21 protein-coding genes are annotated in these 23,122 nt (G+C 59.3%); 12 read left to right on the top strand and 9 right to left on the bottom strand.

The features are described from left to right. The first annotated feature begins 24 nt into the window (after window positions 1–24). From UB90_RS06150 to UB90_RS06135, 4 genes are all read left to right on the top strand, one after another. Entirely contained in the window at window positions 25–978 is a 954-nt protein-coding gene (locus tag UB90_RS06150) for a threonine/serine dehydratase (protein ID WP_005641578.1), read from the top strand. 48 nt (window positions 979–1,026) lie between these two features. Further along, window positions 1,027–1,626: a GntR family transcriptional regulator gene (locus UB90_RS06145; protein WP_204161364.1), complete on the top strand. Its 600-nt coding sequence runs from the start codon at window positions 1,027–1,029 to the stop codon at window positions 1,624–1,626. A 126-nt stretch (window positions 1,627–1,752) separates the two neighbouring features. Next, window positions 1,753–2,580, top strand: a complete 828-nt coding sequence (gene dapD / locus UB90_RS06140) for a 2,3,4,5-tetrahydropyridine-2,6-dicarboxylate N-succinyltransferase (protein ID WP_009178109.1) — start codon at window positions 1,753–1,755, stop codon at window positions 2,578–2,580. A gap of 173 nt (window positions 2,581–2,753) precedes the next feature. Continuing rightward, window positions 2,754–3,143, top strand: a complete 390-nt coding sequence (locus UB90_RS06135; RefSeq protein ID WP_065325499.1) for a VOC family protein — start codon at window positions 2,754–2,756, stop codon at window positions 3,141–3,143. Window positions 3,144–3,204: 61 nt separating this feature from the next. On the opposite strand, the gene hutU is transcribed toward UB90_RS06135, so the two are convergent. From hutU to hutI, 4 genes are read right to left on the bottom strand one after another with little or no spacing between them, the layout of a single operon-like run. After that, window positions 3,205–4,887: a urocanate hydratase gene (gene hutU, locus UB90_RS06130; RefSeq protein ID WP_065325500.1), complete on the bottom strand. Its 1,683-nt coding sequence runs from the start codon at window positions 4,885–4,887 to the stop codon at window positions 3,205–3,207. Then, window positions 4,884–5,660 carry an N-formylglutamate deformylase gene (gene hutG, locus UB90_RS06125; RefSeq protein ID WP_065325501.1) on the bottom strand — a complete coding sequence of 259 codons (777 nt, stop codon included), beginning with the start codon at window positions 5,658–5,660 and terminating at the stop codon, window positions 4,884–4,886. The genes hutU and hutG overlap by 4 nt, the downstream gene beginning before the upstream one ends. After that, window positions 5,657–7,180 (bottom strand): histidine ammonia-lyase, encoded by a 1,524-nt coding sequence (gene hutH, locus UB90_RS06120; RefSeq protein ID WP_065325502.1) that lies wholly within the window; start codon window positions 7,178–7,180, stop codon window positions 5,657–5,659. Before hutH ends, hutG begins: the two co-directional genes overlap by 4 nt. Beyond that, entirely contained in the window at window positions 7,177–8,394 is a 1,218-nt protein-coding gene (gene hutI / locus UB90_RS06115) for an imidazolonepropionase (RefSeq protein WP_065325503.1), read from the bottom strand. The genes hutH and hutI overlap by 4 nt, the downstream gene beginning before the upstream one ends. A gap of 76 nt (window positions 8,395–8,470) precedes the next feature. Between hutI and UB90_RS06110 the strand changes: the two genes are divergently transcribed. Beyond that, window positions 8,471–9,835: a formimidoylglutamate deiminase gene (locus tag UB90_RS06110; RefSeq protein WP_065325504.1), complete on the top strand. Its 1,365-nt coding sequence runs from the start codon at window positions 8,471–8,473 to the stop codon at window positions 9,833–9,835. On the opposite strand, the gene UB90_RS06105 is transcribed toward UB90_RS06110, so the two are convergent. Next, window positions 9,810–10,340 carry a HutD/Ves family protein gene (locus UB90_RS06105; RefSeq protein ID WP_065325505.1) on the bottom strand — a complete coding sequence of 177 codons (531 nt, stop codon included), beginning with the start codon at window positions 10,338–10,340 and terminating at the stop codon, window positions 9,810–9,812. The two genes, UB90_RS06110 and UB90_RS06105, sit on opposite strands and share 26 nt — an antisense overlap. 37 nt (window positions 10,341–10,377) lie before the next feature. Here UB90_RS06105 and UB90_RS06100 point away from each other — a divergent pair, with 37 nt between their 5' ends. Further along, on the top strand, window positions 10,378–11,121 hold the full coding sequence (locus UB90_RS06100) for a GntR family transcriptional regulator (RefSeq protein ID WP_065325506.1): 744 nt from the start codon (window positions 10,378–10,380) through the stop codon (window positions 11,119–11,121). On the opposite strand, the gene UB90_RS06095 is transcribed toward UB90_RS06100, so the two are convergent. Next, on the bottom strand, window positions 11,118–12,695 hold the full coding sequence (locus UB90_RS06095; RefSeq protein ID WP_065325507.1) for a choice-of-anchor L domain-containing protein: 1,578 nt from the start codon (window positions 12,693–12,695) through the stop codon (window positions 11,118–11,120). The two genes, UB90_RS06100 and UB90_RS06095, sit on opposite strands and share 4 nt — an antisense overlap. Window positions 12,696–12,848: 153 nt before the next feature. On the opposite strand from UB90_RS06095, the gene UB90_RS06090 reads away from it, so the two are divergent. After that, window positions 12,849–13,214: a hypothetical protein gene (locus UB90_RS06090; protein ID WP_009177674.1), complete on the top strand. Its 366-nt coding sequence runs from the start codon at window positions 12,849–12,851 to the stop codon at window positions 13,212–13,214. Window positions 13,215–13,288: 74 nt separating this feature from the next. On the opposite strand, the gene UB90_RS06085 is transcribed toward UB90_RS06090, so the two are convergent. Both UB90_RS06085 and UB90_RS06080 read right to left on the bottom strand, forming a co-directional pair. Then, entirely contained in the window at window positions 13,289–14,353 is a 1,065-nt protein-coding gene (locus tag UB90_RS06085) for a transporter substrate-binding domain-containing protein (protein ID WP_009178173.1), read from the bottom strand. Window positions 14,354–14,424: 71 nt separating this feature from the next. Beyond that, complete coding sequence (locus tag UB90_RS06080) at window positions 14,425–15,522, bottom strand: Hint domain-containing protein (protein WP_065325508.1); 1,098 nt, start codon at window positions 15,520–15,522, stop codon at window positions 14,425–14,427. A gap of 466 nt (window positions 15,523–15,988) precedes the next feature. Between UB90_RS06080 and dapE the strand changes: the two genes are divergently transcribed. The 3 genes from dapE to rnr all read left to right on the top strand — a co-directional run bounded on the left by dapE (window position 15,989) and on the right by rnr (window position 19,945). Beyond that, window positions 15,989–17,134: a succinyl-diaminopimelate desuccinylase gene (dapE, locus tag UB90_RS06075; protein ID WP_065325509.1), complete on the top strand. Its 1,146-nt coding sequence runs from the start codon at window positions 15,989–15,991 to the stop codon at window positions 17,132–17,134. Beyond that, window positions 17,131–17,553, top strand: a complete 423-nt coding sequence (locus tag UB90_RS06070; protein WP_065325510.1) for a GNAT family N-acetyltransferase — start codon at window positions 17,131–17,133, stop codon at window positions 17,551–17,553. Before dapE ends, UB90_RS06070 begins: the two co-directional genes overlap by 4 nt. A 106-nt stretch (window positions 17,554–17,659) precedes the next feature. Further along, window positions 17,660–19,945, top strand: a complete 2,286-nt coding sequence (gene rnr, locus UB90_RS06065; RefSeq protein ID WP_065325511.1) for a ribonuclease R — start codon at window positions 17,660–17,662, stop codon at window positions 19,943–19,945. Window positions 19,946–20,131: 186 nt separating this feature from the next. On the opposite strand, the gene UB90_RS06060 is transcribed toward rnr, so the two are convergent. Then, a complete protein-coding gene (locus UB90_RS06060) occupies window positions 20,132–20,845 on the bottom strand; it encodes a glutathione S-transferase family protein (RefSeq protein WP_065325512.1) in 714 nt (237 codons plus the stop codon). Window positions 20,846–20,931: 86 nt separating this feature from the next. On the opposite strand from UB90_RS06060, the gene UB90_RS06055 reads away from it, so the two are divergent. Together UB90_RS06055 and UB90_RS06050 are read left to right on the top strand one after the other, a co-directional pair. Further along, window positions 20,932–21,624 carry a helix-turn-helix transcriptional regulator gene (locus UB90_RS06055; protein ID WP_065325513.1) on the top strand — a complete coding sequence of 231 codons (693 nt, stop codon included), beginning with the start codon at window positions 20,932–20,934 and terminating at the stop codon, window positions 21,622–21,624. A gap of 107 nt (window positions 21,625–21,731) precedes the next feature. Then, the gene (locus tag UB90_RS06050; protein ID WP_065325514.1) at window positions 21,732–23,099 is read left to right on the top strand and encodes a lytic murein transglycosylase; all 1,368 of its coding nucleotides are present in this window, start codon (window positions 21,732–21,734) and stop codon (window positions 23,097–23,099) included. Window positions 23,100–23,122 lie beyond the last annotated feature (23 nt).

The following is a 23,122-nucleotide window of genomic DNA, read 5'->3' as shown; positions in this document are numbered from 1 at the left end:
AACGCACTGAGACGAGGTACGACGATGGATTGGACAACCCAGATTTCCGGCGCGCACAACAGAATTGCCGCGCATGTGGTGGAAACCCCAACCGTCTCGGTGCAGAGCTTCGGCCTCGCCTTTCCGGTAGAGTTGAAGCTCGAACATCTTCAACATGCGGGCAGCTTTAAGGCACGCGGCGCATTCAATACGTTGCTGTCAAATCCCGTCCCCGAGGCCGGTCTGGTTGCAGCATCTGGCGGCAATCATGGCGCGGCCGTCGCCTTTGCTGCGCGGGCATTAGGGCACAATGCCAAGATCTACGTGCCGGAAATTGCCGGACAGACAAAGATCGACCTGATCCGCTCGACAGGTGCGGATCTGGAGGTTGTTCCCGGAGCCTATGCAAATGCGCTGGAGGCCGCACAGGATTGGGAATTGCAGACAGGTGCCATGCAGATCCATGCTTATGATGCGCCCGCGACGGTCGCGGGACAGGGTACTCTTTTTGCGGAATGGGAAGAGCAAGGGCTAGATGCAGACACCGTGCTGATCGCGGTTGGTGGCGGCGGTCTCATTGGAGGCGCATTGGGGTGGTTTGAGAACCGTCGCAAAGTGGTTGCGGTGGAACCTGCTACGTCCTGCGCACTAAAAGCAGCCCTGATGGCAGGTAAGCCCACAAATGTTGATGTTAGTGGTATTGCCGCCAATGCGCTGGGCGCTCGGCGGATCGGCGATATCTGTTTTGATCTTGCTCACAACGCGCGCACGCCTAGCGTAATTGTTCCGGATGCCGCCATTGAAGCGGCACAACATGCGCTCTGGCGCGATCATCGCCTGCTGGTGGAGCCTGCAGGGGCCACGGCTCTGGCCGCATTGATGTGCGGCGCGTATCTGCCCGCACGTGGTGAAAAAGTCGCGGTGCTCTTGTGCGGTGGCAATATTGACCCTGAACCCCTAAGCGATCCCGCCACACAACTTGATGTCTCCTTCACCTAAGGGCCGGAAAGTCTTGCGGCATTGGTCATCGCCCCCTATCGAACGGACATGAGTGAAACCGCAGTCGACAAGATATTTCGCGCCTTGATGGAACGGATCGTGACCGGCGATCTGCCCGCGGGTGAGAAACTGCGGCAGGACCATATCGCGCGCGATTATGAAGTGAGCCATGTGCCGGTACGCGAAGCTTTCTTGCGACTGGAAGCAAAAGGGCTTGCAAAATCAGTGCCCCACAAGGGCATGCGTGTCACCGAGCTGGAACCGACAGAGATCCGAGAAGTGATCGAAATGCGGGTTGCCTTGGAGGTTCTGGCTCTGACGCATGCCCTGCCCCGCCATGATGATCAGACGTTGGCAGAAGTGGACGCAGCCCGCATCGCCTGCGACGCCGCGCGTGACATGATCACTTGGGATCGCTGCAATCGCCGGTTTCATTTTGCATTGCTCGTGCCTTGTGCGATGCCACGACTGCTGTCATCGATCGAAGACCTTCATATCACTGCGGCCCGGCATCTCTTTGCCTATTGGCGTGACCGTTGGGTATCGCGCCCAGACAGCGATCATGCAGCTCTACTGGAGGCTGTCAGGGCACAGGATTTGACACTGGCCTGCGATATCCTGCGCCGCCACCTGCGGCGGGTCAGCTAAAGATAGCCCCCACACATCTGCTTACCTGCCGCTTCGCCCGCGCGTATGGGCGTGTTCAGGGCATGACGCATCTGGCTTTTGCGGCTATAAGCGCCCGAATCCAACAAAAACCCGGAGCCGGAACACATGTCCAACGCGCAGCTGGAAACCGCAATCGAGGCCGCCTGGGAGGCCCGTGACACCATCACCCCCGCCACCAAAGGCGAAACCCGCGACGCCATTGAGGCAACACTCGCCGCACTCGACAGCGGCAAACTGCGTGTGGCGGAAAAACAGGACAGCGGTGACTGGCACGTGAACCAGTGGGCAAAAAAAGCCGTATTGCTGGGCTTTCGTCTGAAAGACATGGAAGAGCAATCCGGCGGCCCGCAGGGCTCTGGCTGGTGGGACAAGGTCGACAGCAAGTTTAAGGGCTGGGAGGCGTCTGACTGGCAATCCGCAGGCTTCCGCGCGGTGCCGAACTGCATCGTCCGCAAATCCGCCTATATTGCTCCCGGTGTGGTACTGATGCCGTCTTTCGTGAATCTCGGCGCCTATGTCGACGAAGGCACCATGGTTGATACCTGGGCCACAGTCGGCTCCTGCGCGCAGATCGGCAAAGGCGTGCACCTCTCTGGCGGTGTCGGTATCGGCGGCGTTCTGGAACCGATGCAGGCTGGTCCCACCATCATTGAGGACAACTGCTTTATCGGCGCGCGTTCTGAAGTGGTCGAAGGTGTGATCGTGCGCGAAGGTTCCGTGCTCGGCATGGGGGTCTTTATCGGCCAGTCCACCAAGATCGTTGACCGCGAAACCGGCGAAGTAATGTACGGCGAAGTACCGCCCTATTCCGTCGTGGTCGCAGGTTCCATGCCATCCAAGAATGGCGTCAATCTCTATTGCGCCGTGATCGTGAAGCGCGTGGACGAAAAGACTCGCTCCAAGACCGGTATCAACGAGCTTCTGCGCGACTAAATCCGCATCAAAAGCGGACCCATCACAAGCAAGTGATATGGCAGGCAGCTTCGGCTGCCTGTTTTTTTATTTCTCAAATTATTGTTTCTGTAGAATATTATTAAAGTTACGGTAGATTATTGAGTGGGCCGTCAATAACCGCCCGGCTGAAATAGGCTGAAGGAGGCACACCAATGTCCGAGTCTTGGAAACCCACAGACTACCCCTCGCTAAGCCCCTACCTCGTCTGCCACGACCCGGAAGGCACGATATCATTTCTGCAAACGGTGTTTCACGCGCATTTATTACGCCGCTATGATCATCAGGATGGCAGTTTAATGCACGCCGAAGTGCGGATTGATGACAGTATCATCATGATCGGTGGCTTACCTGATGCCGATGACAATGACGCACATGTGCATCTTTACGTCCCTGACGTGCAGACCACATTTGATCGCGCCGTCGCTGCTGGAGGAGAGATCATTCAGGAGCCACTTCGCAAACGGGGCAGCGACGATATCCGTGGCGGCATAAAGGGGCCGAGTGGCACAACCTGGTGGCTGGCAACTCAGACCCCTCTTTGAGCGCACGAGTACAAGCCTCATGCATATGCGCAAGAGGGTGATCCCTCTTGCGACAGTCTTATCATCCGAGGATGCCGGGGAGGTTCAAACCATGCTCTTTGGCGCAGTCTTTGGCGATCTCGTATCCCGCATCCGCATGACGCATGACACCGGTGGCCGGATCGTTCCACAGAACCCGACCGATGCGACGATCTGCGTCCTCGGTCCCGTCACAGCAGATCACCACACCGGAGTGCTGCGAAAAGCCCATGCCGACGCCGCCGCCGTGGTGCAGCGACACCCATGTCGCACCAGATGCGGTGTTCAGCAGTGCATTCAACAGCGGCCAATCCGACACCGCGTCAGAACCATCCATCATCGCCTCAGTTTCACGGTTCGGCGATGCCACAGAACCAGAGTCGAGGTGGTCGCGGCCAATCACAACCGGCGCGGACAACTCGCCATTGCGCACCATCTCGTTGAACGCGAGGCCAGCCTTGTGGCGGTCGCCCAGACCAATCCAGCAGATCCGCGCCGGCAGGCCTTGGAAGGCGATCCGCTCATCCGCCATGTCGAGCCAGCGATGCAGGTGCTCGTTCTCGGGGAACAGCTCCTTCATCTTGGCGTCGGTCTTCTTGATGTCCTCGGGATCACCCGACAGCGCACACCAGCGGAACGGGCCGATGCCCTGGCAGAACAGCGGGCGGATATAGGCGGGCACAAAACCGGGGAAGGCAAAGGCGTTCTCAAAGCCCTCTTCCAGCGCCATCTGACGGATATTGTTGCCGTAGTCGACTGTTGGGACGCCCATATCGTGGAACGCCACCATCGCCTCAACTTGCGCCCGCATCGAGGCACGCGCGGCTTTCTCGACTGCCTTTTTGTCGGTCTCGCGTTTCTCTTTCCACTCTGCCATGGTCCAGCCCTGCGGCAGGTAGCCATTGACCGGGTCATGTGCAGAGGTCTGGTCTGTGACGATATCGGGGCGCATGCCGCCCGCTTTGGCGCGCTCCACCAGTTCGGCAAAGACATCCGCCGCATTGCCCAACAGGCCCACGGATTTCGCCTCGCCCGCCTTGGTCCAGCGGTCGATCATCTCCAGCGCCTCGTCCAGCGTCTCGGCCTTTTCGTCGAGGTATTTGGTCCGCAGGCGGAAATCGATCGAGTCAGGGTTACACTCCACCGCCAGACAGCAGGCACCAGCAAAAACAGCCGCCAGCGGCTGCGCGCCGCCCATGCCGCCGAGGCCGCCGGTCAAAATCCATTTACCCGTGAGATCGCCACCATAGTGCTGACGACCTGCCTCGGCGAAGGTCTCATAGGTGCCCTGCACGATGCCTTGGGTGCCGATGTAGATCCAGGACCCGGCGGTCATCTGGCCGTACATCATCAGGCCTTTTTTATCGAGCTCGTTGAAGTGGTCCCAATTGGCCCAATGCGGCACCAGGTTCGAGTTGGCGATCAGCACGCGGGGCGCGTCCTTGTGGGTCTGGAAAACGCCAACAGGCTTACCCGACTGCACCATCAAGGTCTGATCTTCATCCAGATTCTTTAGCGTTTCGACGATCAGGTCGAAATCCTTCCAGGTGCGTGCGGCGCGGCCAATGCCGCCGTAGACCACCAACTCATGCGGATTTTCAGCCACATCAGGGTGCAGGTTGTTCATCAGCATCCGGATTGGTGCCTCGGTCAGCCAGGACTTTGCGGTGATCTCGGTGCCAGTGGCCGGATAGATGTCGCGGGTGTTCTTGCGGGGATCGCTCATGCGGGCCTCCATTCAGTCAGATCGGTGAGAATTTGGGTCAGATGTGTGCGCAGCCGGTCGGCGCGTGCGGGGTCATAGCTCCAAGGCGGGGTCTCGTCGCAATAGGTGGCTTGGGCGAGTTCCATCTGGATCGCGTGCCAGCCCTCATTGGGACGGCCATAGTGGCGCGTGGTCCAGCCCCCCTTGAAACGACCGTTCAGCACAGAAGAATACCCTTCTGCACGCTGACAGTGATTGAAGACCATCACCTCAAGATCGCGCGCGCAGGTGGTGCCGAGGTTGGTACCGACGTTGAAATCCGGCAGGCGGCCATCAAACAGGAACGGAATGTCACCCCGGATCGAGTGGCAATCATACAGAATGGCAAAGCCGTGGATGCCTGCAACCCGCTCCATCTCTGCCGTGAGCGCGGCATGATAGGGCGCGTGATAGGTCTCGCGGCGGCGGGCGATTTCCGTCTCATCCGGCTCACGAGTCCAGATCGGGTTGCCATCAAAGTCTGTCAGCGGCACCAGCGTGGTGGTGTTCTGACCGGGATAGAGGCTGACGCCTGCGGGATCACGGTTCACGTCGATCACATAGCGATGGATGGGGGTGCGCACGGTGGTCACACCCTCCACCAGATCCGCATAAAGGTCGTGAATATGCCAGTCCGTATCGGCAAGACCAAGACCACGGTCGTTCAGATCCTTGGCAACCTCTGCAGGCACCTCGGTCCCCGTATGCGGCAGACCAAGGACCAGCGGTGAGGAACCTTGCGTGACCTCGATCATATCGCGACCTCCACACCTGCGGCCTCGGCCACGCGACCGGCGCGCACCACGGCGCTGGCGGCTTCGATCTCAGGCGCGAGGTAGCGGTCTTCGCCCAGGCTGGGGATTTCACCGCGCAGCATGGTCAGCAAATCCTGCAACCGGGCGGAGGTTTTGAGCGGCGCGCGCGCCTCCACACCCTGCGCGGCGCAGAGCATTTCCACGCCGAGGATCACCGAGAGGTTCGCTGTCATCTTCGCTAGGCGCAGCGCGCCGTGGGCCGCCATCGATACATGATCTTCCTGGTTGGCAGAAGTCGGCGTGGAATCGGTCACGCAGGGGTTAGCCAGATGCTTGTTCTCGCTCATCAGCGCGGCGGTGGTGACCTCCGCGATCATGAAACCGGAGTTCAGGCCGGGGTTCGGCGTCAGGAAGGGCGGCAGATCGTGGCTCAGGGTCGGATCGACCATCAAGGCCACCCGGCGCTGCGCAATCGCGCCTATCTCTGCCACGGCGAGCGCAATCTGATCGGCGGCAAAACCCACATATTCGGCGTGGAAGTTGCCGCCCGAAACAATTCGTCCGGCCTCGACCAGCACCAGCGGGTTATCGGTCACTGCGTTGGCCTCAATCTCCAGCGTGCGCGCAGCCATGCGCAGCACGTCAAGCGCCGCGCCCACCACCTGCGGCTGACAGCGGATGCAATAGGGATCTTGTACGCGGGTGTCGCCCTCACGGTGGCTTTCCCGAATTTCCGACCCATCCATGATGTCGCGCATCACCTGCGCCACATCGATCTGCCCCGCATGACCACGCAGCGTGTGGATGTCGGCCACCAGCGGTGCGGTAGAACCCATGATCGCATCGGTCGTCAGAGACGCAATTGCCATGGATGCCCGCGCCAGATCCAGCGCCTGAAACAGCCCAGCCAGCGCGCAAGCGGTCGAGAACTGCGTTCCGTTGATCAGGCCGAGGCCTTCTTTCGGCCCCAACACGATAGGGTGCAGGCCGGCGCGTTTCAGCGCTTCGGCTCCGGACAGACGTTCGCCTTCAAACGTCGCCTCACCCTCACCAATCATTGCCGCCGTCATATGCGCCAGCGGAGCAAGGTCGCCCGATGCGCCCACAGATCCTTGCGACGGCACAACCGGGGTCACGCCACGGGCCAGCATCTCCTCGATTTGATTGATCACCAACCAGCGCACACCTGAGGCACCGCGTCCAAGCGACAAGAGCTTCAACACCATCATCAACCGCACTTTGTCTTCGGCCAATGGCTCACCGACGCCGCAGGAATGGCTGAGGATCAGGTTCCGCTGAAGTGTCGCGGTATCTTCGGATGCGATCTTGGTCGAGGCCAGTTTGCCAAATCCGGTGTTGATGCCATAGACGGGCGCCTCACCTGCCGCTGCCTCGGCCACCATCGCGGCTGCCGCTTCGACACCTGCGCGGGCAGAGGCTGCCAGACGTGCGGGGGTGCCATTGCGCCAGATCTGCTCCAACGTGGCGAGGGTTACGGTGCCGGGGATCATCTCAATCATGTGCGAACCTCCAGTTTGCCGCCGATGACGCGGGCATGCAGCGGGTTAAATCCAATGCGATAGGCTAGCTCTGCCGGGCGGGCGACGTCCCAGACCACAAGATCTGCGCGCAGACCTGGCGCGATACGTCCCCGATCCGAGAGGCCCAGCGCGCGGGCCGCATGTGTCGTTACCCCTGCCAATGCCTCTTCGGGTGTCAGCCGGAACAGGGTGCAGCCCATGTTGAGCGTCAGGAGCAACGAGGTCAGCGGTGAGGAACCGGGGTTACAATCGGTCGCCAAAGCAATGGGCACGCCATGGGCGCGGAAATGCTCCATCGGTGGCAATTGCGTTTCCCGGATCGTGTAGAAAGCACCGGGCAAGAGCACGGCAACAGACCCGGAGGCCGCCATCGCTCGGGCGTCTTCCTCGGTCGCGTATTCCACGTGATCGACGGACAAGGCGCCGCGGTCCGCCGCCAGCTTGCTGCCCCCTTGATGGGACAACTGTTCAGCGTGGAGCTTCACCGGCAGACCCAGCTCGGCTGCAACATCAAAGACACGCGCCATCTGTTCGGCAGAAAAGGCGATGCCCTCACAGAAGCCATCCACCGCATCCACCAGTCCCTCGGCATATGCAGCGCGCAAGGTCGGCAGGCAGACCTCATCCAGATATTCATCCGCACGATCCGCATACTCCGCCGGGACCGCATGCGCGCCGAGGAAGGTGGTCTTGACCGTTACATCCCGCAGTTCGCCCAAACGGCGCGCCGCGCGCAGCATGTTAAGCTCGGTGTCGCGATCAAGCCCATAGCCGGATTTTACCTCGACCGAGGTCACCCCCTCAGCAAGCAGCGCATCCAGACGGGGCAGCGCACCAGCAACAAGTGCGTCCAGATCCGCCGACCGAGTCGCCGTCACCGTGGATACGATACCGCCACCCGCCTTTGCGACTTCCTCATAGCTCGCCCCATTGAGGCGCATCTCAAACTCGCCCGCGCGGTCACCGCCAAAGACAATATGCGTATGGCAATCGATCAGCCCCGGCGTCACCAGCCGTCCGCCCAGATCCTCATGCGGCCAATTCTTATACTCCGCGGGAAGGGAGTCTTCAGGACCGCACCAGACGATTGCAGCGCGATCGATGGCGACCGCCCCCGCTTCGATCATCCCATATGGCGCGCCCGGCTCCATCGTTGCCAGCCTGGCTCCACTCAACACGTATTTGTCGCGCATCTCGCCCCCTCAGAATCCTCTTGCTCCATAAACGGTATGCGCTTATTCTCATTATGTCTATACATAAGAGGGCCAGATGCAGACAATTTTTGCCGCAACCGCCTGCCTGCCCGAGGGCTGGGTTCAGGACGTGCGCCTGACCGTTGAAGGCGGCAGCATCACACGTATTGAGAGCGCGGCCACCGCCGCACCCGGCGATACGCGCGTTGATGTCTTGCTGCCGGCGCTTGCGAACTTGCATTCACATAGCTTTCAGCGCGCCATGGCTGGCCGCACGGAGTACCGCGCGGGTGGGCAGGACAGTTTCTGGACATGGCGGGAGCTGATGTATCGCTTCCTCGACCACCTCACCCCCGAACAATACGAGGCCGTGGCGGCGCTGACCTTCATGGAGATGCTGGAGGCTGGCTATGCTTCTGTGGGTGAATTCCACTATGTCCATCATCAGCCCGGCGGTGCGCCCTATGAGAGCCTCACCGAACTCAGCCAGCGGGTGATGGCGGGCGCTCAACACACCGGCATCGGCCTCACACATCTGCCCGTGCTCTACACCTACGGCGGTGCGGAAAAACAGCCACTTGCGGGCGGGCAGCTGCGGTTTGGCAATGATGTTGAGCGTTTTTCGCGTCTTGTCACCGAGGCCCGCGATGCGGCGCAAGAGCTCGGGGGCGACACGCGCGTCGGTATCGCGCCGCATTCCTTGCGGGCCACCTGCCCCGAGGATCTTGCTGCGGTGTTGCCGGTCGCCGCCGGAAACCCCATCCACATCCACATCGCCGAACAACCGCGCGAGGTGGCCGAGATCAAGGCATGGCTCGGCGCGCGCCCGGTGGAATGGCTGCTCGCGAATGCACCCGTCGATGACCAATGGTGCCTGATCCACGCCACCCATATGACGGACGAGGAGACCCGGCGGATGGCAAGATCCGGCGCAGTGGCGGGCCTCTGCCCCGTGACAGAGGCAAACCTCGGCGATGGCCCCTTCAATGGACCGGAGTTTCTGGCGGAGGCCGGGCGCTTTGGCGTTGGCTCCGATTCTAACGTGCGGATCTCATTGGTAGAAGAGTTGCGCACGCTTGAATACTCACAACGCCTCCGCGATCTGGCGCGCAACGTGCTGGTTCCCCACGAAGGCTCCGTCGGTGAAACGCTCTATCTGGGCGCGGCCCAGGGTGGGGCACAGGCGCTTGGCCGCAACGCCGGACGGCTGGAGGTTGGCGCGCTTGCGGATCTCGTGGCAATTGACCGCAACCATCCCGCCCTGTTTGGCTTGCCAGAGGCGCAAATTCTGGATGGGTTGTGTTTTGCCGCTGACGACCAGACCATCACCGATGTCTGGGCGGCTGGTCGTCACATGGTGCAAGAAGGGCGCCACATCGCCCGTGACGCCATCGTCAAAACCTACCGAACGGCAATCACATCGCTTCTCGCAAAGCTTTGATCTGAACATGCAGCACCGTGCCCTCGACTACACCTTGGGCCGGTGCCTCCAGCTCGCAGCCTTGCGCGGCGACGAAGTGATCCGAGCCAAGGTGCAACGCGCCGTCGATCACAAAGGCCAGATCACCCGCCTGCCCTGCAAAGGCCCCTTGATGCACCTGTGCTTTCACCTGCACGTACCGAGGGTCAAGGATCACGTTCACGGCGCGGCACGGGCCATCAATCAACTGTGCCTCCAATGCCAAACCTCCGTCAAACTCCAGCGGTATCAACGGCTTGGCCTCTCGCTCTGCGTCTGTGCTGTGCAAACGCAGCCCTTGGCCTGCGATGATGGTATGGACACGCCACAGCCCAGGAAACGCAGAAAACGGCCCATTTTGCGCAATCTCCGCAAGGCTCAGACGCCAGATTAGGCCGTCCGCCCCTTCGCGCACCGCAAGCTCTCGCGTGGTGCCGCCACTGTTCTTCCATGGCATCGGTTCGATCTGCGCAGCGTCAAAGCGCATGGGCTCTCCTTTACAAGTGCGATTTAATGCAGACATAATGGCATTTAGCCAGAGTTATTATTCAGCGCGGAGCCCTGAAGTGCAACAACAGAAGAAAACCAGCTTTCAGGATGTGCGTGACGAGGTTATGCGCCGGATTGAGGCAAGGGTCTGGGATCAGGGCGCGCTCCTGCCGACCGAGGCCGATCTGGCAGAAGAGTTTGGCTGCGCTCGTGCCACTGTCAACCGCGCACTACGCGAACTTGCAGACCGCGGCATTCTTGATCGCAAGCGCAAGAGCGGCACGCGTGTTGCGACGCTCCCGGTCAAACAAGCCAAACTGGAAATCGCCACCACCCGCCGTCTTGTGGAGGAGCGCAACGCCACCTATCGCTATGCGCTGGTGTCCCGCAAAATACAGGCTGCGCCCGGGTGGCTCAGCTCTCAAATGAACTTGCCTGTCGACACGCGGGTTTTGCACATGGAAGTGATGCATTACGCGGACGGCCAGCCCTTTCATTTTGAGGATCGCTGGATCAATATTGCTGCAGTTCCTGACAGTGAAACGGCAGATTTTTCCGAAACGCCTCCGGGTGAGTGGCTGCTGGCTGCGGTGCCGTTCTCCAATGCGGAGGTTAGCTTCTTTGCCAGCGCAGCGGACGCTAAAATTGCGGATTATATGGCCTGCGCCACGGGCACTTCACTGTTTCAGATGGAGCGTTCCACCTGGTTTCAAGAGCAGCCCGTGACCTTCGCCCGAATGAGCTTTCATCCCGGCTACCGCATGCGCAGCCGTTACTAACCCTCTCCAAGCAACGCACGCGTTTCATATGATTTGAGCGTCGGGCGTTTCATGTTCTGATAAGTTTGCCATTTGTCGCCCATCAGATCGAAAAACTCTGCCCGCGTCTCGGCATCCAACCCGCCAAGACTGGCGGCACCCGGATGGTAGCTTTCGCTTTCCAGACCGTTGCCGCGGATGATTTCATGCTGATCGAACAGGAGATGGAAGTAGGTCACAATCTGCCCATCCGCGCGGCGCTGAATGGTTTTGTCGTTGATTAGATGATGTGCCGGAACCAGCACCTCTTCCTGTCCAAAGAGCATCTCGGCCGTTGCCGAACACAGCAACACGCGATGACTGGGTGAAAGCTCAATTGCGTCATGACGGCCCAACGCATTGGCAGCGATACGCACCGGAGCGTGCTTGCCGAAAGCTGTGCGCGTACTGCGTCCGATCCAGCGCAGCTTCTGGCCACCATTGTCGCGGGTTAGAACCGTCATACCGACTTCAAGTTCTTCGACCGCTACAGGCCCATCAGATGTGTCGATCAACGTCCCGGCGACGAAACAGGGGGTGGTTGTCAGATCGACAAACCCGACGTCGGTGTTTCCTTCGTCATCTGCAACTGTGTAGGTGAAAACCGAGGTTTCGTCCTCATCCACATCTGCCTGACCGGTGATCTCGAGAGTGCCATCAGCGTTTAGGGTGATAATTTCACCATTCGCCAGCGTTACCGAGCTGCCTGCCGTCACCGGCTGGTTGTTAATATGGGTGATCGTAAGCTGCGCGCCGTTGCTTTGATCGTCGTTCGACAGCACGTCGAGGGTGGTGGAATCGCCTTCCTGTACCGTCACCTCATCGTCACCAGCGACCAGTGCAGTCTGAACCGAGTCTCCTGCAATCAAGAGGTTGGAATCATAAGACGCATCGCCACCGTCAGCGATGGCAATCTTGATGTGGTTTGTGACCCCGGGGTTTACCGGCGCTGTCAGCTTTAGAGTAACGGTAAACCCGTCCATCTCGGTGTTATACGGATCAGAACCAGCCGGGTTATCAACATAGAGATCCTGATTGGACGTATTGTTGATGTTGTTGATGGTGACGTTGCCATCACCCACCACCAACTGCGCCTCGACACCATTGACCCAGACCGAGACCGCATCGTTATACCCAGAATTGACATATTCGAGGTATTCTTCCGACGAAAAAACAAATTGCATCGTCAGGTTTGAGCCTTCGGGTACGAAGTCTGCCTCAAACACGGCGGCGTCATATGTGGTGCCACCTGCAATCGCGTCTAAGTCCGAATCCCCTGCGGTGCCGTGACTTGTCGATCGCCCCGACGAGGTATTCGTATTGGTGCTGCCCGAACTGTTGGTAAAGTCGGTTGCCCGTCCAGTAGACAGGATTACACCGGTATCCGAGGGGGTTACCCCCGGAGCAATTGTATCGCCATTGCTATAAATACCGGATGCGCTGCTCGCACCGGTATAGCTAGCTGACTCGATTTCAATGCCGTTGCCAAAAATGGCCTCAGCCATTTGTTCAGCGCTAGCACTGGTATCAATTGGTAGTTCTTGAGCCGTTGGCATAACGCTCTCACCCAAAATTTACGTCTTCACCCTGCGCAAAATTAGCGCGTGGCGAATTTGACTCTGAAAGGTGGTCAAATTGTGGCAAATTCCCTGTCGATTTGTAAACAAATTGGTTTGACCTTACCCGGCGCTCCCGTCTAATTCAGGCCCATGACACAGAAAAAGCCCTCCCGTCAGCAGGTCTATACCTTGCTTGTTCAAATCGGCCGCAAAGAGGGCGATGGCCTGCCGCAGGACGCCACCGGCGCTGCCCTCATGGTATATGCCTCAGGCGTTGATGAAGCCGAAGCCGTGCGCGAAACCGTTGCGATCCTCAAGCAGGCAGATACTGCTCCGCTGGATGTGACCGGCTATGGCACCATTGCCGAGCGTGAAGCCGAAGGGCATGATATCCCTCAGGAAGAACGCGATCTCATGCAACGCGCTTTGGATGAGAATGCTGTGATCGTCGCTCAGATGACGCCGTTTTTTGGCGATGAGCTGAGCGCTATCGACGACAGCAACGCGCCGCACTGACGGAACACAACACAGCTATCAAATACAAGTTACGCTGGGTGCGCCAGCGTAACGGACCCGCAGGTCATGCGAGATCAGGATCTGCGCCCGAACCACTTACGATAGATCGTCTCGTAGCTACCGTCTTCCTGCATCTCAAGCAGTGCGCGGTTGAACGGCTCCACCATTTCGGACCCCTGCGGGAAAATGATGCCATAGTATTCGGTCAGGAACTTGCGCCCCATCACATGCCCAATCCCGGCCCCATCGGTTCTCACATAGTGATTGAGCACCGGTGCGTCGAACACAACGATCCGTGTTTCACCCTGCTCGAAATCCTCCAGCATTTTGTCGAGCCCCGGAAAGGCAACATAGTCGATTTCACGACGGTCCAGGAACCCGGCGGCGGTTGATCCCTGAATGGTTCCAACCCGTTTGCCATAGAGGTCATTGACCGAGTTCACCGACCCGTTGATCGCCTCAACCGTCATCGCAGCAGTGATCTTGGCCACAAAAACCGAAACCACGAACAGCGAAGACAAGACCAAAAGAACGCCGAAGATGCGGCCCAGAAAGCTGCGCGGCACACGTTCTTCGAAGCCACCGTTGACCACCAGATTGAGCGCCCACCAAAAGGATGGAAACCATGCATCCTTGAGCGGTCGATCGAAATAGGGCTGTGCGCGGCGTTCAAACACCCACATCAGCATGCCGCCCACCAACAAGAGCACAAAGGCGATACCAATGGCTGCAAAGAGATCCCACGACAGCAGTGCTGACATCAGGCTCGGTTCAGATACGTCCTCCTGATGAAGCATGATCTGCAGACCGCTTTCAAAAATTGGCTGGCTGAAATCCATCACAGCCTCACGGCTCGCAGTGATTGAGATATTGGCTGCAGCCATATCCGCTTCGCCGCGCTCAACCTCTTCTAGCATCTGAGCAAAACTGTCGACCCGGTTAATCTGAGTATCCCATCCCAGTCGACGTGAAACCTCGCGCAGAAGGTCCATTGTGAACCCCGCCTCTTGCCCGCCAACTGGCATCGAAAATGGCGGACGCGTCACAGTATTCACCACCACTTCCTGTGCACGGAGCGGCAGGGCGGGCAGGGTCATCAACAAGGTGATGAAACAGAACCAGAAGGAACGCAGGGTCATGGAGCGGATCTCGCTATAAACAGTGAGTCTGCCTTAGAGGGGCTGTGGGCGATTTTTCAAGCCCCCAGTGCTCAGGCGGTGCGATGTTCTGCAAGGATTGCGGCATCAAACGCGCGCACGACAGGGTACCGAGGCTGGGCATGCTCAGGAAGCGCATTGCGATCCAAGTCTGACAAAAGACTCGCAGCAAGCGCGGAGCGGTCGCGCCGGATGCGGCCCAAAAACAGGCTCTCCACCCCCAAACCTGCGGCGACCGGAACCTCATGTCCCGGTAGAACAACCTGAATGTATGTGACCAGCGGCCCCGACGGTGTCACCCGACTGGCAGTTCGCGTTGCCGCAAGCATTTCCGCCGGAGCGAGCACTGCCTCGCAGCCAAAGAGATATTCAACCTCCGACCCTGTCAGCACCATCCGTTGGAAAGGCGCAGCAGTGATATCCTGCATTAGGCCAAAGTAAGGCGCACGCAGCCTGACAGGGCAAAAACTGCCGTATGCAGGCACTTCACGCTCGATCATATGCAACACGGGAACCAAATCACCATTGGCACAGCGCAAGAGATCCCCCCGGCGCACCTCCCCGATTGGGCGCAGACCGGTTTCCGTCTCGACGGGCGTGTCGGCAAACAGCCCCGGCATGGGGCCAACCGGCTCTGGCTTTGACGACAGCGCGATATATTCAACACCCGGCGCAATATAGCTTTGCGGAGCTCCCTCTAGCAGAGCTTGCACATCCGCGAGTCGCCATGGACGCGGTGATGGAATATCCGCAATCTCTGCGCGTCCCCCCTCTGGCCACTCAAGCGCCAACTGACCACAAAACGCCGGAGCGTCCCAGTTATAGGTCAGACGCACCCGGTCTGCCCGCCCTCGCTTGGTGGGATTTACTGTCTTGTGCAAAACCGCGCCATATTGCTCCAGCACCAAATTGATACCGCCACCCGGAACTGCCGACAGCTGAAAGCGCATCGGCCAGTCGCCACCCCGCTCAAACAGGATCAGGGGTTCGGGTTTACGAAGCTCGGGCAGGCTGACCTCAAGCACGAGCGCACCGCGCGCCAAAAGCGCATCAGCTTCGCGCAGCAAAAGGCAGCTATGCTCCCCCTGCGGTGTCAGCCCGGCCGGGTCAAAATACTGCGCCTCGCGATGCCACAGGCCCAGCCAGCTCATTCTTGCGTACCCTTGGGGGCGCCGTCATCTTGCCGTCTGTCACCTGCCATTATGCACCTCGCCGCGCGTCAATGTCGTGCCCCGGGCGGCACGTTAATCGGCCTTTTTGGTGCCCGGGGCGTCCCTCAGTTTCAGTTCCGATGTTCCCGGTCAGGGACGCCGCGCGGCGCAGGTCAGAAAGGATGCGGCAAGTTTCATCGGTGAATCGGAGATTCAACGGCGCACATCTGTTCGTTTTGTAATCCTGCTCGTCGCACGTCCGGGCGATCTTGTCGCCGTCCCGTTCCATGCCTCGGTCTGTTATTCCGCCCATGCTAGCACGCCCTAGCGGTCCTGTCAGGAGCGCGATTGTTTGGGATACGACCACACGAGCATTTCCGCCACAGGTTCCAGCACATAGCGATGGCAATTGCACCTCTACGTCAATTCGCGCTAGGTCATCTTCGATATTTCAGGAGGACCCCGCATGACCGCCATCGATCCCGTCCAGTTGACCGCAGACCTTGTGCGCTGCCCTTCGGTCACCCCCACTGAGGGCGGCGCTCTGGTGCTGCTGGAACGCCTGCTAAGCAGCGCAGGCTTCGCCTGTACGCGGGTGGACCGGGGAGAGGTCTCCAACCTCTTTGCACGCTGGGGCGACAAAGGCCACGCAAAGACATTCGGCTTTAATGGCCACACCGATGTCGTTCCTGTCGGTGACGCCGCCGCGTGGACTCATGACCCGTTTGGCGCCGAAGTCGTGGAGGGGGTGATGTATGGACGGGGCACCACCGACATGAAGTCGGGCGTTGCCGCCTTTGCCGCCGCCGCCATCGACTTTGTGCGCGAGACACCGCCCGACGGCGCGGTCGTTCTGATCATCACCGGCGATGAAGAAGGCGACGCCGTAGATGGAACCACCGCTTTGCTCGATTACATGGATCAGGCAGGCGAAAAAATGTCCGTCTGTCTGGTGGGTGAACCCACCTGCCCGAACCACATGGGGGAGATGATCAAAATCGGCCGCCGTGGCTCTATGACCGCATGGTTCACGGTAACCGGCGTGCAAGGCCATTCAGCCTATCCACACCGCGCCAACAATCCGCTGAATGGCCTGTCGCGCCTGATGGATCGGCTCGGTAGTCATCAACTTGACGAGGGATCCGAGCATTTTGACGCTTCAACACTGGCCATCGTCACCATTGATACCGGCAATCCTGCAACCAATGTGATCCCCGCCCAAGGCCGAGCAGCAGTCAATATCCGCTTCAATGATCTCCACTCGGGCGCATCGCTCACTGACTGGCTACAAAGCGAAGCAGACAAAATAGCCGAAGAGTTTGGCCTCAAGGTCGAAATGAAGGTCCAGATCTCTGGCGAGAGTTTTATCACCCCTCCCGGCGATCTGTCGGAACTAGTCTCAAAGGCAGTGCAGACCGAAACCAACCAAGTGCCAGAACTATCGACCACCGGCGGCACATCCGACGCGCGTTTCGTCAAGGCGCACTGCCCGGTGGTGGAGTTTGGCCTTGTGGGCAAAACCATGCATCAGGTGGATGAGAACGTCGAAGTGGCGCAAATCCACCAGCTGAAATCTATCTACACTCGCATTTTGACGGATTATTTCGCATGAGCCTTTCGATTGACGTGACGCAGGATCTCGAAGCCTGTCTGAAGCTGCGGTTTGAGGTTTTTGTGGATGAGCAAGGCGTTCCGGTCGAAGAAGAACGTGACGCGCTGGATGACACCGCTACGCATCTGTTGGCGTTGCAGGATGACACTCCCGTGGGAACCGCACGGATCGTGTTTCAGGATGACACCGCCAAGATCGGGCGGGTCTGTGTGGTAAAAACTGCGCGCGGTACAGGGCTTGGTGCAAAACTGATTGAGGCCTGTGTCAATGTTGCCCGAAACCAAGCTGGGATCACCCGAGCCAAACTCGGTGCGCAGACGCATGCCATTGGCTTTTATGAGAAACTTGGATTTGAGGTCTACGGACCTGTTTATCTCGATGCGGGCATAGATCACCGGGATATGGTGAAGCCCTTATAGGGCTTTCATCCGACTGCACCGGGTCAAAGGCTCGGAGTGCGTATACCCAGAAAGTGTTTGATCTTTTGAGCATGACGTCCCCTGCGCGCCATGCTACGGCAGAGCTATGGCGCGTATACCCACAAAGGCCGAGATTCTGGAATGGATCTCCGCCCACCCGACCCAGACTTCTAAACGTGACATTGCCAAGGCTTTTGGCATCAAGGGCGCTGAGCGGATCGACCTCAAGCGCGTTCTGAAGGAATTGGAGGCCGAAGGGCATCTGGAAAAACGCAAGCGCAGTTACACCGATCCGGATCGTTTGCCGCCGGTTACAGTCCTGCTTGTCAAAGCCCCTGATGACAATGGCGACCTCTTTGCCCAGCCGCTGGAATGGCACGGCGAAGGGGTTGAACCTATCGTGATGGTAATCCCACGTGCGTCTGATCCGGCTTTGGGTGAAGGCGACCGTATCCTTGCACGCCTGACCGTGGTGCAAGAAGAGGATCACAACTATGAGGCCCGTCTGATCCGGCGTATCGGGACCAACCCGAAGCGCATTCTGGGTATTTATCGCCAGGGGTCAGAAGGTGGGCGCATTGTTCCCATCGACAAGGCGGGTTCCAACGAGTGGCAAGTGCCCGAAGCAAACACGCATGGCGCGAAGGACGGCGAATTGGTCGAAGCAGAGCTTGCCGGACCAAAGGCCCGCATGGGTTTGCCCAAAGCGCGTATTGTCGAACGGCTCGGCGATCCGTCCGCTCCCAAGGCGGTGTCGCTGATCGCAATCCACCAGCATGGCATTCCCGATCACTTCCCCGATGCGGTTGTTGCCGAGGCTGACAGCGCCAAGCCAATGGGCCTCAAGGGGCGCGAAGATCTGCGCGACCTGCCGCTGATTACCATCGATCCTGCCGATGCCCGCGACCACGACGACGCCTGCTTTGCCCATGCGGATGAGGACCCCAAGAACCCAGGTGGCCATGTGATCTGGGTCGCGATCGCCGATGTCGCGGCATATGTGACACCCGGTTCGGCACTGGACCGCGAAGCACGCAAACGCGGCAATTCCAGCTACTTCCCTGATCGGGTGGTACCGATGTTGCCAGACCGGCTTTCGGGCGATCTCTGCTCTCTGCACGAGGGGGTGCCACGTCCCTGTCTGGCAGTGCGCATGCAGATCGACGCCGAGGGCAACAAGATCGCGCACCGGTTTGTACGCGGCCTGATGAAATCGCAGGCCTCCTTGCACTACGGCGAGGTGCAAGATGCCATGGATGGTCGCGTCACCGCGCGCACGGAGCCGTTCCTGGAAGACGTCATAAAACCACTTTATGCCGCCTACGAAGCGTTAAAAGCCGCCCGTGCTGCGCGCCAGCCACTGGATCTCGACCTGCCAGAGCGCAAGATCGTGCTCGACGACAAAGGCAAGGTTGCCTCGGTCAATTTCCGCGACCGCCTCGATGCGCACCGGCTGATCGAAGAATTCATGGTGCTGGCCAATGTGGCTGCCGCCGAAACCCTGATCAAAAAGCGCCAGCCGCTGTTGTTCCGGGTGCATGAAGAACCCGCTCAGGACAAACTGGACGCGCTGCGCGACACGGCGCTGGCGGCGGGTCTGAACCTTGCTAAAGGACAAGTGCTGCAAACGCGGCACCTGAACGCATTGCTGAATGCCGCGGCGGGGACCGATGATGCGGAGCTGATTAACATCTCCACGCTGCGGTCGATGCAGCAGGCCTATTACTACCCGGAGAATTTCGGCCATTTTGGTCTCGCGCTGCGCAACTATGCGCATTTTACTTCACCGATCCGCCGCTATGCTGACCTGATCGTGCACCGCGCCCTGATAACGGCCCATGGCTGGGGCAAAGACGGGCTTTCGGTTGACGAGATCGAGCGGCTGGAGGACACCGCGACCCATATTTCCGCGACCGAGCGGCGCTCGATGCTGGCGGAGCGTGATACCACGGACCGCTATCTTGCATCCTATCTGGCGGAACGCGTGGGCAATGAATTCACCGGTCGAATCTCGGGCATCGCCCGCTTTGGCGCCTTTGTGAAACTGGATGAAACCGGGGCCGACGGGCTGGTGCCAGTGCGCTCAATCGGACGGGAGTATTTCCATTTTGACGCACAGGCTGGCACATTGATGGGATCTGACACCGGATTGATCATCGCCATCGGCCAACGGGTAACGGTGCGCCTGACCCAAGCTGCACCGGTGACCGGCGGGTTGGAGCTGGAATTGCTGGCCCTTGAAGATGCGGAACTGCCAAAAGGGCGCGGCGATGCTGGCAAAGGCGGCCGCCGACGTAGCCCGGCGGGCCGTACCGTGTCTCGCAGCAAGGCCGCAAAATCAAAGCACAAGGCAGCCAAGGTAAAACGCAAGGTGACCCGAAAACGCAAGTAACCGGCTCGCGTTGCCCGTGTCTGCGATTCGCACCTGAGGTATTGCGCTCCGCTTTGCGGATCGCCGGGGGGCAGGCCGCGCCTTCGGCGCGGCCTGCCCGGCCAAGGGGCGCCCTTGTATTTCAATGCAAAGGCGACGCGCGGGAGCGCCCCCGGCCCCTATCAGGTGTCATCAACTGCGCCAAACTTACGCCGCCTGCGGGAGTGTCAGCGCGCCCTGCTCCATCACGCGGGAAACATAGGCCAAGAGTTTACCGTGGCGCTGCGTCACCTCTACTGCCTGCGGCGCAGCAGGTGCACGGGACAGGGCCTCAATCATCGGCGCGGTAGAACAATCGGCGGCGGTCATCTGATCTCCAAACAAGAAACGCTGATCGCCCAAGATACTCTCAATCGCCGTTAAATCCTGCTCCAGCCGCTTCAAACGCTCCGCCCGGTCGAACCGCGAATGCCCCGTGAAGTGCAGACCGTCCAAAACTTTGGCGCGAAAACCATTTACTGGTTCTTCCGGCACACCGGCAAAAACCGTCTGCAGCATCCCCGCCCAGCCGTCATCTTCGAGCCAACGGGCACACATAAGCTGCAACCACAGCGACTCGTCCACCATGCGGATGAGCGCGCGTGATTGACCCTTTTGGACAGCACTGAGCCCTGCATCGAACTCTGCGCCCCGGTCCTCAAGGAAACGACGGATACCTTCGCTGTCCGGGATCAATGTGCTGGTGTCATCACGCACCACCGGCAGTTTTGTATGGGGCATCCGTGCGAGTTCAGCAGGGTTGTGCACATCCTGCCGTTGCCAATCTTCACCAGACATCTGCAGCAGCAGCGCCGCTTTTGTACAAAACATGCTGTAGCTGTAAAAACCGTCGCCACCACCGTGGGTTAATAGGGTCAACATCATCTCTCTCCATTTGGGATGTGATGAGGATGTGCTACACGGGCCTATTGACAGATTTTGTCATTAGGAGACGGCACACTTAACAGATGACCAAGACAGAACGCCTCTTTCGTCTGATGCAGACCCTGCGCCAGCTGCCACCACCAGTGACAGCGGAGCAACTCGCACGGGATCTTGGCGTTTCGGGTCGGACCATTCACCGCGATATCGATACGCTTCGGGCTTTGGGTGCCGTGATCGACGGGGCCGCAGGATTTGGGTTCACTCTGATTGAGGATGCGACTCTGCCACCGCTCGGATTTGGAGCCACAGAGCTGGAGGCCCTGGTCTTGGGTCTGTGCGAGGTTCAACAAAAGGGTGATCCCGATCTGGCAGAGGCAGCCCGGACCGCCCTCAGAAAGCTTCGCGCCCGCCTGCCGCAAAGTCAGGCCGACAGGCTGCAACACGCTGTACTTTCGGCACATAGCTTTGCCCCTCCCCTCACCCCGATGGTGGACGCCGCAGTGCTAAGGCAGGCAACATGGGATGAGCGCCAAGTTGGGTTTGATTATGTGGATGCCAAAGGCGACGCGACCCAAAGGCAGGTAAAACCGCTTGGGCTTGTCTATTTCGACAAGTCCTCAGTCCTGATCGCATGGTGCCTGTTACGGCAGGACTTCCGTGTGTTTCGTCTGGACCGCATGCGCGCATTGGTGGTGACTGAGACCTCCTTTCGGCCCCACCGCGTCAGACTCTACCGCGAGGCACTCGAACATTTGCGCAATCAGACCTACAGCTGACCGGCGAGGCTATGCTGAGGTAGGCGCTGTCGCATCAGAGCGCTTTTGCACCGACGCCTCTCGCGTTACAGTTGAGACAAGAAACAGAGCAGGTGTTGAGGTTGATTATGCGCAGCTGGATAAGGACAGCGCTGTGGCTCGGGGCCGTTTTACCCGCAGGTGCGGCGCTGGCAGCGACTGAAAACAAGATCGAATTGCAGGGCACACCACGACCGTTGGAGCGCCCTGCAGTAGACAGTAGTGATGCGGCAGCTCCGATACAGCTTGCCTCGGCAACCACGTTGCGACCTGTCGCCCGTACGAATGTGGCGACGGCTGCCGAGAAGGCGCTTGCGACTGCGGGTGAAACCAGTGGTAGCGCAGGCTTTCCGGCGTGGATCAAGGAGTTCCAGGTGCGCGCGCAAGCGCAGGGCATCAGCGCATCGACACTCCGGCGCGCGTTTGAAGGGGTGACCTATGACCCCTCTGTCATCAAGCGCGATCGTAACCAGTCTGAATTCAGCAAGACAATCTGGGAATACCTCGACAGTGCGGCCTCGGACAGCCGGGTCAGCAATGGCAGTAAGGCGCTACGTGACCACCAAGCCAAGCTACAACAGATCGAGAAACACTATGGTGTCGACAAGGAGATCGTTGTTGCGGTCTGGGGATTGGAAAGCAGTTACGGCACTTTCCGAGGGGACATGGATATCATCCGCTCGTTGGCAACGCTGGCTTATGACGGGCGGCGCGGTGCTTTCTTTGAGCAACAACTGATTGCCGCGCTAAAGATCCTGCAGGCGGGAGATGTGGACCCACGATCCATGACCGGCAGCTGGGCGGGAGCGATGGGGCACACGCAATTTATGCCCACATCCTACCTCGACTATGCGGTGGATTTCACCGGTGACGGCAAACGTGACATCTGGTCGGACACGCCCACCGACGCACTGGCCTCCACCGCTGCTTATCTGAAAAAATTCGGATGGGTCACAGGCCAGCCATGGGGAGTCGAAGTCGTTTTGCCGCGCGATTTTGATTTTACACTCGCCAATCGCAAAATCAAAAAGAGTCCGGCGGACTGGGTAAAACTCGGCGTGCGCGCGATGAATGGGCAGCCCGTGGAAAATCACGGCGACGCGTCAATCCTGCTGCCTGCAGGTGGCAAGGGCGCAGCCTTCATGATTTTCAAGAACTTCTCGGTGATCGAGCGATACAACACGGCGGATGCCTATGTCATCGGTGTCGGTCACTTGAGTGATCGGCTGAAAGGTGGCGAGAAGATCAAAGGCAGCTGGCCACGCGGCGACCGGGCGCTAACGTTCTCGGAGCGTAAAGAGTTGCAACAACGTCTGACACGCGCCGGATTTAGCACGGATGGCGTTGATGGCCGCATAGGCCCCAATACAGTGGCCGCCGTGCGCGCCTATCAGAGCGCAAAGGGACTGATGCCAGATGGTTATGCCTCGCTGACCCTGTTGGAAAAGCTCCGGTAACACCCCAATCCGGCGCGATACGA

Source organism: Tritonibacter mobilis, assembly GCF_001681715.1.
Taxonomy (GTDB): Bacteria; Pseudomonadota; Alphaproteobacteria; order Rhodobacterales; family Rhodobacteraceae; genus Epibacterium; species Epibacterium mobile.
Note: the sequence above shows the minus strand (reverse complement) of the source record. Positions and strands in the feature narration are given on the sequence as shown.